Below are 12,385 nucleotides of genomic sequence, written 5' to 3'. Positions count from 1 at the left end.
GACAAATGTGGGAATTGACGAAATCGTTCCGCTTCGAGGCGGCGCATACATTGTCGGGAACGACGTTCGGTGCAGCCAGCGAAGAGATCCACGGCCACTCCTTCCGCGCCGAGGTGACGGTGCGCGGCACACTGGACCCCAAGACCGGCATGGTGGTCGATCTCGGCTTGCTCCAGCGCGCCATCGAAGAGGTCAGGCTCACGCTGGACCACAAGTTCCTCAACAAGATCGAGGCGCTGGGCACACCGACGCTGGAAAACCTGTCGCGCTTCGTCTGGGAGCGGCTTGCGCATATCGGCAAGCTCACCCGCGTCAGCATCCACCGCGACAGTTGCAACGAGAGCTGCACCTATTACGGTCCGCAGGGGTAGCTACGATCGCGGTCTCGTAGGGTAGGCAGAGCGTAGCGTGCCCACCAGTTGAGACGACGGTGAGAGATGGTGGGCACAGCGCAAGGGCGCCTTTGCCCACCCTACGAGAGCGGTGGAATGCAGATGGACGTTTCGACGATCGAAGACCGCAAGACCCGCGCCCGCGCCTGGTTCGAGGCTCTGCGCGACGACATCTGCGCGAGCTTCGAGCGGCTCGAGGACGACGCGCCGCAAAGCCTCTATCCCGGCGAGGCCAGCCGCTTCGCTCGCACACCCTGGCAGCGCACCGATCATAGCGGCGCGCCCGGCGGCGGCGGCGTGATGTCGATGATGTCCGGCCGCCTGTTCGAGAAGGTCGGCGTGCATTGCTCGACCGTGCACGGTGAATTTGCGCCCGAGTTTCGCGCGCAGATCCCCGGCGCGGCGGACGACCCGAAATTCTGGGCCTCCGGCATCTCGCTGATCGCGCATCACCGCAATCCGCACGTGCCGGCCGTGCACATGAACACGCGCTTCGTCGTCACCACCAAGGCGTGGTTCGGTGGCGGCGCCGACCTCACGCCGGTGCTCGACCGAAGGCGCACGCAGGACGATGCCGACACGCTCGCCTTCCATGGCGCGATGAAGGAGGCCTGCGACCAGCCCAATGGCATCGCCGATTACGACAAGTACAAAAAATGGTGCGAGGAGTATTTCTATTTGCCGCACCGCAAAGAGGCGCGCGGCATCGGCGGCATCTTCTACGACTGGCACGACAGCGGTGATTGGGATGCCGACCTCGCCTTCACCCAGGATGTCGGCCGCGCTTTCCTGAAGATCTACCCTGACATCGTCCGGCGCAATTTCGCGAGCGCCTGGACCGCGGAGGATCGCGAGGAGCAATTGATCCGCCGCGGCCGCTATGTCGAATTCAATCTGCTCTACGACCGCGGCACCATCTTCGGACTCAAGACCGGCGGCAATGTGGATTCCATCCTGTCGTCGCTGCCGCCGGAGGTGAAATGGCCATGAGCACTGCAATGAAGCCTCTGCCGCGCGCCATGCTGATCGACATGGACGACACCATCCTGTCGGCCTATGGCCGGCCGGAGATCGCCTGGAACACGATCGCCGAGGAATTTGCCGAGGAGCTTGCGCCGCTTCCGCCGCCGCAGGTCGCCACGGCCGTGCTCGCTTATGCGCGGCAGTTCTGGTCGACCGCGGAGCCGATCTGGCGCATGAAGCTCGGCGAGGCGCGACGGCTCACGGTGCGCGGCGGCTTCGCCGCGCTTGCCGCGAACGGCCATCGCGCCCTCCCCGACGATCTCGCCGATCGCATCGCCAATCGCTTCACCACCTATCGCGAGGAAGCGATCTTCGTTTTCCCAGGTGCCCATGATGCAATCGATGCGTTCAAGGCGCACGGCATCAAACTCGCGCTGGTGACCAACGGCGCCGCCGACATGCAGCGCGCCAAGGTCGAGCGCTTCGAGCTGACCCATCGCTTCGATCACATCCAGATCGAGGGCGAGCACGGCTTCGGCAAGCCCGAGGAGCGCGCCTATCTGCACGCGATGGAGGCGCTCGGCGTCACGCCTGCGGACACCTGGATGATCGGCGACAATCTGGAATGGGAGGTCGTGACGCCACAGCGCCTCGGCATCTATGCGATCTGGATCGACGTGCATGGCGATGGCCTGCCCGAAGGCTCGACCGTGAGGCCCGACCGCATCATCCGCTCGCTGACGGAGCTGGTGCCAAACCAGACTTAACCGACGCACAAAATCAAAAATGTCGAAAACAACCCCATGCACAGTAGCCGGCTGCTGCAATATCAAGGGTTTACGGATTTAACGAAATAACTTGCTCCGTCGGGCAAAACAGGCGCATGATGCCATGGTCGCCGCACCCGGGACGGAACAGCCCTTGGGTGACAATCGAGCGATCCCCCACTTGAACCTCTGCGTTTGGCTACGCAGGCCGACAAGCAAGCCGAAGCAAATTCACGGGTCGCGTAACCCGTGATCGGCGTGTCATGACGGCTTGCTAGCGTCTTTCGTCAATCAACCTGAAAGGACCATCCATGAAACTGAAAGCCGGCGATATCGTGATGTTGAAATCCGGCGGGCAGCCACTGACCGTCGCGGACGTGAAGGGCGACGACGTGCTCTGCCTCTGGATGGGCGCGGAGGGCGACCTGTTCCGCGAGACGTTGCCACTGGCCGTACTCGAGCAGCTGGAAGAGCTCGAAGACGATGAAGATGACGAGGACGAAGACGAGGAGTAGGCACGCCTGAGACAGCGTCCTCGTTAGACCGGAGCGTTTAGCTCCGCACTCCTGATGTCCGCTTCGTTGCCAACAACGGGGCGATAGCGGACATCACGTTCCTTATTCTCGATCGCTCGAAGTGTCGGTGGGAGCGATCGGAAATTCGGCGGTGAAGATGGTTCGTCCGGCCGTGGACGTCACCCGGATTTCACCACCGTGAGCGCGGGCTATCTCCTGCGAAATGTAAAGCCCCAGCCCCAATCCCTTTTCGTTCGGCAGGACTTCTCCGCGATGAAAGGCCGTGAAGAGCAACGGCATAGCTTCGCCCGGAATAGGTGGTCCTTCATTCGCGACGCTGATTTCGAAGCCGTGTTCGTTGGCTTTGGCAATCACCATGACCGGCGCATCCGGGTCGCCGTAGGCGAGCGCATTGCCAAGGAGGTTGGACAGGAGCTGGCTCATTCGTCCCGCGTCAATCCTGACTTTTCCCGGTACGTTCACGCTTGAACTCATCCGGCGGCTTGGATGCACGTTCTCAAATTCCGCGACAATGTGCCTGATGTGCGGCTCAAGCGACTCGTCCCTGAGTTTCAGGTGCATTCCGCCGCCCAGGCGCGCCCGTGCGAAGTCCATGACATTGTCGATGAGCCCGGACATGCGATTGACGCTGACCTGCATCAGGTTGAGCCAGTCCTGGCCCTCGGCGTCGACCTTTTTTCTCAGAAGGCGCAATCCACCCGCGACTGACGCAAGCGGGTTGCGCAGATCATGACCCAGGACGGCGATGAACTGCTCGCGAAGCTCGGCGGATTTCTGCTCCAGCGCGAGCCTGGTCTCGCTGACCTCGATCTTGTCGGCGGCGTCGAGGTGAAATGCGATCAGCTCCGCGAACAGCTTGAACATCCCGATCACCTCGGGCGTATTCAATGTGCGGGGCTTGGGATCGATCGCGCAGAGGGTGCCGAAGAACGAACCGTCCGCCATGATGATCGGCATGGAAATGTAGCTCTTGAAGCCGTACTGCGCCGGCGTGTGGTGGCCGCAGAACATGGTGTCCTTGTCTACATCATCGATGATGACGGCTTCCCGGTTCTGCCGGATCTCGTGGCAAATGGTGGTCTCGACCTTGAGCTCGTCTCCAGGCTTCAGACCAAACGCCAGTTCATCGCGCGAGGCGCACGTGATCCACCTGTCCTCGGTCACCCGCGCGACGGCGGTGAACCCCATGCCTGTGGTCCGACCAACGACGTCCAGAATGGTGGGAACGGCCGCAATACCGCTGACCTTGGCAATATCTCTATCGAAACTCATTCAGCCTCTTCCTCGCAGACAGATGCTATGGTCTGGCAACGGACGGTACAAGCCTTCGATGCCGACGGTTCGGCGTTCAGGCGGGCGGAAGCTGTCACCGCGCAACCGCTGGCTGCCCGCACTTTGTTATGCGCCCGCCGCGTGGAACCAGACTTGCTGCAAACGGATTGGTCATTTCTCATTTCGAGTTTTGGAGTTGTGGTGGGCGCCCCAAGCTATACTCGTGATCTCGACAGGCTCCAGGCACTGGCGCAGTTCGACATCCTCGACACGCCGCCCGAGCGAGGATTCGACGATATTGTCGAGCTGGCGGCGCAGATCTGCAACGTTCCGGTCGCGCTCGTCAGTCTCGTCGCGGACAATCGGCAATGGTTCAAAGCCAAGGTCGGTATCAACGATCGTGAGACGGACCTGAACAGCTCAGTGTGCGCGCATGCCTTGATCGAGCCCGATTTGCTCGTCGTCCCCGATCTGATGCTGGACGCTCGTACCCGCGAGAACCCTCTTGTCACAGGCGCCCCCTTCATCCGCTTCTATGCCGGAGCGCCGCTGCGAACGGCGCAGGGCCAAGTGCTTGGAAGCCTGTGCGCAATAGACACCGAGCCAAGGCCGGACGGGTTGACCGTTGCTCAGGCCGGAGCGTTGCGAAATCTCGCGCGTCAGGTGATGAGCCAGCTGGAATTACGCCGGGCGCTCGCCGAGCGGGACAAACTGCTGGCCGAGCAAAAGGAAGCGGAGACCCGCCGCAATGGCCTCCTGCACATCGGCGATCGACTGCGCAATGCCCTGACAATCGGCGACGTGACCCGATCGGCAACGGCGGTTATTGGAGAAAGCCTGAAGGTCGAACGCGCAGCATTTGGACACTTCGACAGCACTGGCGAATTCGTCGACGTGGAACCCGACTGGACGGCCGCAGGCATCGCCTCCATTGCCGGACGGCATCGGCTGGCCGACTACGGTCGCGATTTGCAGCGCGGCCTGCTTGAAGGAGACCCGCTCATCATACCCGATGTGCTGAACGATCCGATCACAGCCGATTTCTCCGAGAAGCTTCTGAAGCTCGACATTCGCTCGCTGGTCAATGTGCCGGTCATCGACCGCGGACGCGTGACCGGATTGCTGATCGTCCATGCGAAGCAGCCGCGTTCCTGGTCAGACGAAACGCTGGTTTATCTGCGCAATATCGCCGACCGGGTCGAGGCCGAGATAGCGCGGCTGCAGGCCGAGGCGCAGCAGCGATTGCTCAATCACGAACTCAGCCACCGCATGAAGAACACCATGGCTCTGGTGCAGGCCATCGCCTCGCAAACCCTGAAGAACGTTCCGGAACAGGAACCGGTCAGGGCCTTCTCGGATCGTGTGTTGGCCCTCAGCGTCGCGCATGATGTCCTGCTTCAGCAAAACTGGAGCTCGGCACGGGTTGCAAACGTCGTGGAAACGACCGTCTGCACGTTTGCCGACATAGCGCGCTTTGACATCTCGGGTCCGACTGTCACGCTCGGCTCACGCGCGACGCAGTCCCTGTCGCTGGTGCTCCACGAGTTGACGACCAACGCTCTGAAATACGGCGCACTTTCCAATGATGTCGGGCGGATCGCGCTGAGCTGGACCGTCGACGGCGAGAACTCTGGCCAGACGTTTCGCCTCGACTGGCGCGAGACCGGAGGACCGAGCGTCGTTGCACCGACTCGTGGAGGTTTCGGGTCTCGTCTCCTGAAAATGGGGCTCGTAGGAACGGGAGGCGCGCAGCTCGATTATCTACCTTCGGGCCTCGAGGCGACCTTCACAACACTCCTTGCTGACCTGGATGGATAAGGAGGAGCAGTTGACAACAAACAAGCCGCTCGTGCTGGTGGTCGAGGACGAGCCCCTGCTGAGAATGAATACGGTTGATCTGGTCGAGGAAGCCGGCTTTCCCACCCTGGAAGCCGCCAACGCCAAACAGGCGATCAAACTCCTCGAGAATCGGCTCGATATCAAGATCATCCTCAGCGATATCGAAATGCCCCCCGGCATGGACGGGATGGCGCTAGTCGCGATGGTCCGCCGCCGCTGGCCCCCGATCGCGATCATTCTCGTATCCGGGCATGTCGATACGACGGAGGTCGTCATTCCGGAGGGCGGCAAGTTCTTCACCAAGCCGTTCCGGCCGGCCGAGCTGGTCGCCACGTTGAATCGGATGGTGGCCTAGCCTGTCTGGTCAGGCTCTCAGCGGGCCACTAGACCGCGCTAGGGAAAAGGATGACGACGAGCAATGCGCGCACGTCCATTGATTTTTGGATTGAGAACAGCGTTCACGAGCAGTACGGGAGTTCTGGCGCATCGCAGAGCGTGTTGCGCGGCTCAAGGCCGGAAATACTAACGCAACCTAGTTTTTTGTGGCGCCTTCGAAGACACCCAAAACTTCCCCGTCGGCATCGCTGACCATCACCGCTCGACCGCTCCGCTCCGCAATTTTCCTGGCCAGCTCGACAGCCTGCTGTTCGCTGTCCTGCACGGCAGCCAGGTCGCGCAACTCCAGGTCCTGTTCGTCGGCGGCTACGCGGACTCGGCGGCGCTGGGGAATGCGCCGTTCTTGCGCAAGCCATTCCGGCCCGCCGAGCTTGCATCGGCGGTCCGAACCGCGCTAGACGCCGGCGAGCACTAACGCGCGGCTTCGACCCTCAATCCAGCGGGACGTTGAGGCTGGTGCCTTTGGTGATGATGCCGCCGCGGTTGCCGATCTCGATCGAGCCATAACGCTGCTTGAAGCAATCGGGCAGCGGCCGGTCGCCTTCCATGCTGAGCCAAAGGCGCAGCAAATGACGCTTCTGGCCTGCATCGGGCCAATCGCGGAAACCGGTCCGGTCGTGCAGCAAGGCATGATTGTAGACGAACTGCATGTCACCCGGCTGAAGCCGCATGCCAAAATGCAGGTTGGGGTCATTGGCGAGCGCGTCAAAGAGATCGAGCGCCTCGACATGAGCCGCCGTCAGCCGTAGCGCATCGGGAAAGCGCTGCGCGCTATCGATATACTGGCGCTGATAGAACCCGGTCAGGAACCCCGCATGCCAGTTCAGCACCGGAATTTCGAGATACGGCTTTTCGTTCTCCGGCACCTCGCCGCGCCGGTCTGTCGCGATTGCGTCGAACAACAGGGCCGCGAGGTCGGGACGCCTGGCAAACATCTCGTTGTAGATGGTCGACGTGCTGACAAGGAGGGAATCCCCTCCCTCCATCGCCTCGCGGATACATAGCAATCCCACCACGTCGGACGAATCCGTGTGGAATGTCTGCCGTTCCGATGTCTGATAGATACGAGTGTTCGGATCCTTCGCATCGGCGCCGACGTCACGGACGTGACCGAGAATGTGACCCGCAGCATTCTGCGACCGCGCCGATCCAAGATGCGCGCCCACCCCGCAAAAGATCGTGGCGGCAAATTCCTGGCTGTATTTGGCCACCGGGAGACCGCGAATGACTTCGAAGCCGAGGCCGGTCAGGAGCTTTGTCTTGAGTTCTTCCAGGTGCGCGCCGAAGCGGGGAAGCGGAAAGCTTTGCTTGCTGATGTCAGCGATGTTCTTGGCGCTGCCGAGATAGGATTCGGCCGCGTTCTCAAGCTCCGCGATCTCGCTGGCCGCAAGCGATATCAACCATCGATTGGGATTAGCCTTCATCTCGACGCCGAGCCAGGCAGATGGGATGTCGATCCTGCCCGGAGGGCGACTGATCCCGCTGGAGGCTATGACGAGGTTCATCGTGTTGGCTCCTGAGAAAATGGGTCGTCAGTTGAAGCGTACGCCACCGCGAACCTACCTCTTCGTTTGTTCAATCTTGATAGTGCTGCTCATCTGCCGATCAGAACCGATAGTTCACACCAACGCGGACGATGTCGAAGCTCGGCTTGATATCGACGTGGGTCGCGATGACGGCCGTCACCCCGGCGGGCGATTGAAGCGAGCCGGTCAGGTTGTAGCCTTTCGTGCCGAAGCCCATGTGCAGATACTCGCCCTTGACCGACCACCCTGCCCCCAGGGCGTATTCGAAACCGCCGCCAACGGCATAGCCGATCAGGACGGCGCTGTCGGACGCGGTCATGGAGCCCAGCGGTCCCAAGGCCGGCGGGAAGAGCGCGGTGACGATACTGCCCGTCGCATTCGAACTGACCTTGGTATCAGCCAGCGCAAGACCGCCGGTGGCATAGAGCAGTGCCGGCCCGAACGCATAACCCACCCGGCCACGGAAGGTCGCATACCAATCGGTGCCGACGGACATGCTGCCGCTAAAATTGCCGCCGATGAAGACGGGGACGGCAATGGCCGCGTTGCCGGTGCCGGCCTTCGAATTGAGATATTGCCAATCAGCTTCGATGCCGAGCACGGCCTGCTCGATCTGCCAGTTGTAACCCGCCTGGATACCGGCAGTGACACCATTGCCGCTGCCGGATGCAGCGTTGAAGCCGTAGATGCCCGAACCGCCATTCACGTTCACGATCGTCCCGGTGGCGTTCGAAGCGTCGTAGCTGCCCCAGCCATAACCAACGTTGCCGCCGACATAGAAGCCCGTCCAATTGCCCATTTGAGCGGGAGCCTTCAACGGCATCCGAACCGGCGCCAAATCCGCAGCCTGGGCCGTGATCGGGCCGAGAGCGACTGTCGACAGCAAAGCGAGTGCAAACGTCCTCATTTCAAAACCTCCCAAATTGGGCCGCCCCGGCGGCCTGTCGATCGTGAAGCAAACCAAGGGCACATCAAAGCGAGATTGAGCGCGCGAGTCGAATCATGGCTCCGCCGGATTGACGGTGAAGACGAAGCTGCCGCCCGGGACAAAGTCGCGAACGTCACGATGGAAGATGATTGCAGAAGGAAGCGATCGGTTTCGCAAGGGCTCAATTCGCCCTGCGCTCCGCCATTCTCGGAGGAACATGGGTCCGATTCCGTCGTTGCTCCCATCTCACTGGAGGAAAATTCATGTCAAAGAAATCGCTCGCCGAGATCGCAAAGGAAATGGCCGGCATCGATATCGCCATTCTTTCGACCCACACCGAGGCGGGCGAGATCGCCAACCGGCCCATGAGCAACAATGGCGACGTCGACTACGACGGCACGTCGTATTATTTCACCTACGAAAAGGCCCGGACGGTAGCGGATATCCAGCGAAATCCGAAGGTGGCGCTCGGATTCTCGTCCGAGGCCGGTCTGTTCTCGAAGGGGATCTACGTGGCCGTCGAAGGCACTGCCGAACTGATCCGCGACAAGGCGGCGTTCCAGCAGCACTGGACCAGCGATCTCGACAAATGGTTCGACAACGGCATCGACACGCCAGGCATCGTCCTGATCAAGGTCAGGGCTGTCAGGGCGACCTACTGGTCAGGACGCGAAGAGGGCGAGGTCACGCTCTGAGCGGACAGGGCCCTGTCGTACGAATTGCTTTGCGATGCCCCATGTCGAGGCTGCCGACGGAACCGCGATTGTGCGCAAGATCCTGAACTGGTTTTTCCGCAATCGCGAAACAGGCGCCATCACGATCGCGCAGTGGCCCAATCTCGTGCTGTGGATCGTGATCGTGGCGGCCGTTCTGCTCTGGATCTGGCCGTCATCAGGTCAATTCAGCGTCGCCTTGACGGTCGTCGTCAAAGGCGGGCTTCTGGTCTGGGCCGCAGATGAGATCATCCGCGGCGTCAATCCCTGGCGGCGCTGTCTCGGAGCAGCCGTCGCCGTCTATGAGCTGACGACTTTGCTGCCGTGAAGCCGACCGCGAAAACCGATAGGGTCGAGGTCGGCCACTTGCACAATCAATTGCTCACGCCTGCCGATCGCTGACGCAGCAATTGCGCTGGGTAAAAAGGCTGACTAGGAAGTTCGGATGAGCACCGAATCGTCTCCGAATTGGCCAGTTGTAGAGCCACCGCCTTTTCTACCCGCGCCTCGTCGCCGATGGCCGTTTGCGCTCTTCGTGGCCGTTGTGGTCGCACTTGCAGGCGCAGGCGCGGCCTATGCCTGGCTGAATCCGGGATTGTTCGTTCCGTCTGCGGGCCGCGAGGACGGGGATGCCGATAGCAGAGCCAATGACCGGGCGATCATGACGGACCTGCTCGCCGCACAACAGAAGACAGCCGAAGATTTGGCGACGATCGACCGGACCATCGCCGGCCAGCAAGAGCAGTTGAAGGCGATCGTCGGTCAACTTGCCAACCTCAGTTCGAAAATCGACGCACTGAAGAGCCCCGCCCCGCAGGCGACGGCCGCACCGTCTCCACTGACTGCGCCGGCGATCCCGATGCCGTCGGCGTCAGTGCCCGCTGTCGCGTCAGCTCCAGCAGCCCGTGTCGCCCCAAGGCCAAAGAAGCCGCCGCCGCGCGTCACGACCACGACGGGCCCGATCTCGGTCGGGGGAGCGCCGTTGAACACGACGCCCAATGGGACCGTGCGCTGAGCCAGGGCGATCTACGCGATCAACTGCCTCGCCGCCGCCGAGATCATCACCAGCCCGCCGGTGATCACCGCGGCATCGAGAATCACGGTGTGGATGTGCACCGGCATCCGCTCGACGAAAGCCTTGGCGAGAAACGCGCCGGGGATGGCGATGCCGCCGATCAGCAGCGCGAAGGCGAGCACCTGCGCATCCACCGCGCCGGCGAGGCCGAACACGGATATCTTGATGAGGCCGGTGCCGAGCGAGATCATCGCATCGGTTGCGATCACCGCGGCGCCTTCGAGGCCCGCGGCCATCAGCAGCGACAGCAGGATCACGCCGGAGCCGGAGGTGCCGCCGACCAGCACGCCGTAGCCGACCGAGCCGGCGGCAAGACCAGCGTCGCCGATCCTGACCTGTCGGCGGCGAAGCACGCGGCGCAGCGGCACGCTCAAAATCAGCATGGAGCCGATCACGAGCGCGGCGCCGGCATTGGTCAGCCGTGTGTAGCCATAGGCGCCCAGCGCCGTCGTCAGCGCCGCGCAGGCGAGCACGATCAGCGCGCGGCGGCGATCAGCATAACGGATGTAGGCGAGTGCCCGGCTCGAATTGGTGAGCATCGCGGAGATCGCGATGATCGGCACCACGGGCTCGGCCCCGACCAGCGGCACCAGCACCAATGGCATCAGGGCGCCGGTGCCGTAGCCGGCGAGACCACCGATGATCGAAGCAAACAACGCCATCATTGCGACCAGCAGGAGCTGGAAAATCGAGATGTCGGCGAAGCCTGAAACGATGGTCACGTTCTCTCAATCGCGGCTGATGCGGGCCGCAGCTTGATCGGCGATGGAAGCGAGTGCGGCTTCCTCTAGTGGAAAATCCGCGGCAAGCCAAGCGTCCTCGGCGAGCGTCAACACGTGTCCGAGTGCAGGTCCTTCCGCCATCCCGCGCGCGATGAAGTCGGCGGCCTTCAGCGGAAATTTCGGCGCGGTCCAGCGCTGCGGCAGCTCGGCGAGCGTGCGCCAGTGCGACGAATGCACGTCGCTCGACGCGCGCGCCCAGCCGAGCAACACGCGATCGTGATAGCGCTCCGCGCCGAGCCGGTAGAGCAACCGCCGCGCATTGGCCTCGTCCTTGGCGGCGAAGCGCCACCAGCGGTGCCCCATCGAATCCAGCGCCTTGGCCTCGGCGTTGGAGAGCCGGAAGCGCGTCGCGACGCGCCTGGCATCTTCGGTGACGGCCACCGTCAGCGCGGCCAGGCGCCGCGTCGCGCTTGCGGGCAGGCCGAGCTCACGCTCGATCGCGATCATCGCCGACAGCGGTCCGGTATAGACGACACCCCCGCTCAGCGCTTGCAGCAGCCCGCCATCCGCCATCGCGTGCGCGGCCGCAGAGGCACCGTGCGCGACCAGCAGCTTCAGCATCTCCATGCGCACCCGCTCGGCCGACAGGCTGGCAAGACCCGCGCGTCCGCGGATGCAGGCGAGCGTGCCGTCGCGGTCAGGCTCGCCGGCGCCGAAGGCGGCGTGGATGCGGAAGAAGCGCAGGATGCGCAAATAATCCTCGGCGATGCGCTGGTCGGGATCGCCGATGAAGCGCACGCGGCGGGCCTTGGCATCCGCGATGCCGCCGACATGGTCGTACACGACACCGGTGGCATCGACCGACAATCCGTTCATCGTGAAGTCGCGCCGCTCGGCGTCCTTCACCCAATCGCGGCCGAACACGACCTTGGCCTTGCGGCCGAAGGTTTCGGTGTCCTCGCGCAGCGTCGTGACTTCGTAGGGCTCGCTGTCGATGACCAGCGTAATGGTGCCATGGTCGATGCCGGTCGGCACGCTCTTGATGCCGGCGGCCTTGGCGCGACGCACCACCTCGTCGGGCAGCGCCGTGGTGGCGATGTCGATGTCGCCGGGCACGAGACCGAGCAGCGCGTTGCGCACCGCGCCGCCGACCACGCGCGCCTGCTCGCCATCAGCGTTGAGCAGCGCGAGAACGCGCGCGGTGCCGCCAGCGGTCAGCCAGGGCGCATCGGCGAGTAATGGCTCCGCGCTCATCG

At 62.8% G+C, this 12,385-nt stretch carries 15 protein-coding genes; 9 read left to right on the top strand and 6 right to left on the bottom strand.

The features are described 5' to 3' along the window. The first annotated feature begins 5 nt into the window (after positions 1 to 5). From AB7532_RS08160 to AB7532_RS08145, 4 genes are all read left to right on the top strand, one after another. Positions 6 to 371 carry a 6-pyruvoyl trahydropterin synthase family protein gene (locus AB7532_RS08160; protein ID WP_441234289.1) on the top strand — a complete coding sequence of 122 codons (366 nt, stop codon included), beginning with the start codon at positions 6 to 8 and terminating at the stop codon, positions 369 to 371. A 123-nt stretch (positions 372 to 494) separates the two neighbouring features. Next, entirely contained in the window at positions 495 to 1,382 is an 888-nt protein-coding gene (gene hemF / locus AB7532_RS08155; protein WP_441239214.1) for an oxygen-dependent coproporphyrinogen oxidase, read from the top strand. Next, positions 1,373 to 2,122, top strand: coding sequence for an HAD family hydrolase (locus AB7532_RS08150; protein WP_441234288.1), 750 nt, complete (start codon positions 1,373 to 1,375; stop codon positions 2,120 to 2,122). The genes hemF and AB7532_RS08150 overlap by 10 nt, the downstream gene beginning before the upstream one ends. 311 nt (positions 2,123 to 2,433) lie before the next feature. Beyond that, positions 2,434 to 2,637, top strand: a complete 204-nt coding sequence (locus AB7532_RS08145; protein ID WP_441234287.1) for a YodC family protein — start codon at positions 2,434 to 2,436, stop codon at positions 2,635 to 2,637. 102 nt (positions 2,638 to 2,739) lie between these two features. On the opposite strand, the gene AB7532_RS08140 is transcribed toward AB7532_RS08145, so the two are convergent. Beyond that, positions 2,740 to 3,930, bottom strand: a complete 1,191-nt coding sequence (locus AB7532_RS08140; protein ID WP_441234286.1) for a GAF domain-containing sensor histidine kinase — start codon at positions 3,928 to 3,930, stop codon at positions 2,740 to 2,742. Between the two features lie 27 nt (positions 3,931 to 3,957). Here AB7532_RS08140 and AB7532_RS08135 point away from each other — a divergent pair, with 27 nt between their 5' ends. Together AB7532_RS08135 and AB7532_RS08130 are read left to right on the top strand one after the other, a co-directional pair. Next, a complete protein-coding gene (locus AB7532_RS08135; RefSeq protein WP_441234285.1) occupies positions 3,958 to 5,748 on the top strand; it encodes a GAF domain-containing protein in 1,791 nt (596 codons plus the stop codon). Then, the gene (locus tag AB7532_RS08130) at positions 5,741 to 6,124 is read left to right on the top strand and encodes a response regulator (RefSeq protein ID WP_441234284.1); all 384 of its coding nucleotides are present in this window, start codon (positions 5,741 to 5,743) and stop codon (positions 6,122 to 6,124) included. The genes AB7532_RS08135 and AB7532_RS08130 overlap by 8 nt, the downstream gene beginning before the upstream one ends. A gap of 177 nt (positions 6,125 to 6,301) precedes the next feature. Here the strand turns inward: AB7532_RS08130 and AB7532_RS08125 are convergent, their stop codons facing one another. The 3 genes from AB7532_RS08125 to AB7532_RS08115 form a co-directional block, all read right to left on the bottom strand. After that, positions 6,302 to 6,448 carry a hypothetical protein gene (locus AB7532_RS08125; protein ID WP_441234283.1) on the bottom strand — a complete coding sequence of 49 codons (147 nt, stop codon included), beginning with the start codon at positions 6,446 to 6,448 and terminating at the stop codon, positions 6,302 to 6,304. A 148-nt stretch (positions 6,449 to 6,596) separates the two neighbouring features. Next, positions 6,597 to 7,670 carry a TauD/TfdA family dioxygenase gene (locus AB7532_RS08120; protein WP_441234282.1) on the bottom strand — a complete coding sequence of 358 codons (1,074 nt, stop codon included), beginning with the start codon at positions 7,668 to 7,670 and terminating at the stop codon, positions 6,597 to 6,599. Positions 7,671 to 7,770: 100 nt separating this feature from the next. After that, positions 7,771 to 8,598 carry an outer membrane protein gene (locus AB7532_RS08115; RefSeq protein ID WP_441234281.1) on the bottom strand — a complete coding sequence of 276 codons (828 nt, stop codon included), beginning with the start codon at positions 8,596 to 8,598 and terminating at the stop codon, positions 7,771 to 7,773. 284 nt (positions 8,599 to 8,882) lie between these two features. Between AB7532_RS08115 and AB7532_RS08110 the strand changes: the two genes are divergently transcribed. From AB7532_RS08110 to AB7532_RS08100, 3 genes are all read left to right on the top strand, one after another. Then, positions 8,883 to 9,314: a pyridoxamine 5'-phosphate oxidase family protein gene (locus AB7532_RS08110; RefSeq protein WP_441234280.1), complete on the top strand. Its 432-nt coding sequence runs from the start codon at positions 8,883 to 8,885 to the stop codon at positions 9,312 to 9,314. Positions 9,315 to 9,348: 34 nt separating this feature from the next. After that, entirely contained in the window at positions 9,349 to 9,660 is a 312-nt protein-coding gene (locus tag AB7532_RS08105; protein WP_441234279.1) for a hypothetical protein, read from the top strand. Between the two features lie 117 nt (positions 9,661 to 9,777). After that, on the top strand, positions 9,778 to 10,347 hold the full coding sequence (locus tag AB7532_RS08100; RefSeq protein WP_441234278.1) for a hypothetical protein: 570 nt from the start codon (positions 9,778 to 9,780) through the stop codon (positions 10,345 to 10,347). A gap of 11 nt (positions 10,348 to 10,358) precedes the next feature. Here AB7532_RS08100 and AB7532_RS08095 read toward each other — a convergent pair whose 3' ends face one another. Together AB7532_RS08095 and AB7532_RS08090 are read right to left on the bottom strand one after the other, a co-directional pair. Continuing rightward, positions 10,359 to 11,129, bottom strand: coding sequence for a TSUP family transporter (locus tag AB7532_RS08095; RefSeq protein ID WP_441234277.1), 771 nt, complete (start codon positions 11,127 to 11,129; stop codon positions 10,359 to 10,361). A gap of 6 nt (positions 11,130 to 11,135) precedes the next feature. After that, positions 11,136 to 12,383, bottom strand: a complete 1,248-nt coding sequence (locus tag AB7532_RS08090) for a CCA tRNA nucleotidyltransferase (RefSeq protein ID WP_441234276.1) — start codon at positions 12,381 to 12,383, stop codon at positions 11,136 to 11,138. Positions 12,384 to 12,385: the final 2 nt, after the last annotated feature.

It is taken from the genome of Bradyrhizobium sp. 930_D9_N1_4 (assembly GCF_052076015.1).
Taxonomy (GTDB): domain Bacteria; phylum Pseudomonadota; class Alphaproteobacteria; order Rhizobiales; family Xanthobacteraceae; genus Bradyrhizobium.
The sequence above is the reverse complement of the archived record's forward strand: the minus strand, read 5'-3'. Positions and strand labels throughout refer to the sequence as shown.

What these genes read in the sequence shown, in the direction of transcription:
- AB7532_RS08135 (WP_441234285.1), top strand. Translation starts at nt 3,958, where the DNA reads ATGGTCTGGCAACGGACGGTACAAGCCTTCGATGCCGACGGTTCGGCG.
- AB7532_RS08090 (WP_441234276.1), bottom strand. Translation starts at nt 12,383, where the DNA reads ATGAGCGCGGAGCCATTACTCGCCGATGCGCCCTGGCTGACCGCTGGC.
- AB7532_RS08160 (WP_441234289.1), top strand. Translation starts at nt 6, where the DNA reads ATGTGGGAATTGACGAAATCGTTCCGCTTCGAGGCGGCGCATACATTG.
- AB7532_RS08120 (WP_441234282.1), bottom strand. Translation starts at nt 7,670, where the DNA reads ATGAACCTCGTCATAGCCTCCAGCGGGATCAGTCGCCCTCCGGGCAGG.
- AB7532_RS08145 (WP_441234287.1), top strand. Translation starts at nt 2,434, where the DNA reads ATGAAACTGAAAGCCGGCGATATCGTGATGTTGAAATCCGGCGGGCAG.
- AB7532_RS08130 (WP_441234284.1), top strand. Translation starts at nt 5,741, where the DNA reads ATGGATAAGGAGGAGCAGTTGACAACAAACAAGCCGCTCGTGCTGGTG.
- AB7532_RS08115 (WP_441234281.1), bottom strand. Translation starts at nt 8,598, where the DNA reads ATGAGGACGTTTGCACTCGCTTTGCTGTCGACAGTCGCTCTCGGCCCG.
- AB7532_RS08100 (WP_441234278.1), top strand. Translation starts at nt 9,778, where the DNA reads ATGAGCACCGAATCGTCTCCGAATTGGCCAGTTGTAGAGCCACCGCCT.
- hemF (WP_441239214.1), top strand. Translation starts at nt 495, where the DNA reads ATGGACGTTTCGACGATCGAAGACCGCAAGACCCGCGCCCGCGCCTGG.
- AB7532_RS08150 (WP_441234288.1), top strand. Translation starts at nt 1,373, where the DNA reads ATGGCCATGAGCACTGCAATGAAGCCTCTGCCGCGCGCCATGCTGATC.
- AB7532_RS08105 (WP_441234279.1), top strand. Translation starts at nt 9,349, where the DNA reads ATGCCCCATGTCGAGGCTGCCGACGGAACCGCGATTGTGCGCAAGATC.
- AB7532_RS08110 (WP_441234280.1), top strand. Translation starts at nt 8,883, where the DNA reads ATGTCAAAGAAATCGCTCGCCGAGATCGCAAAGGAAATGGCCGGCATC.
- AB7532_RS08140 (WP_441234286.1), bottom strand. Translation starts at nt 3,930, where the DNA reads ATGAGTTTCGATAGAGATATTGCCAAGGTCAGCGGTATTGCGGCCGTT.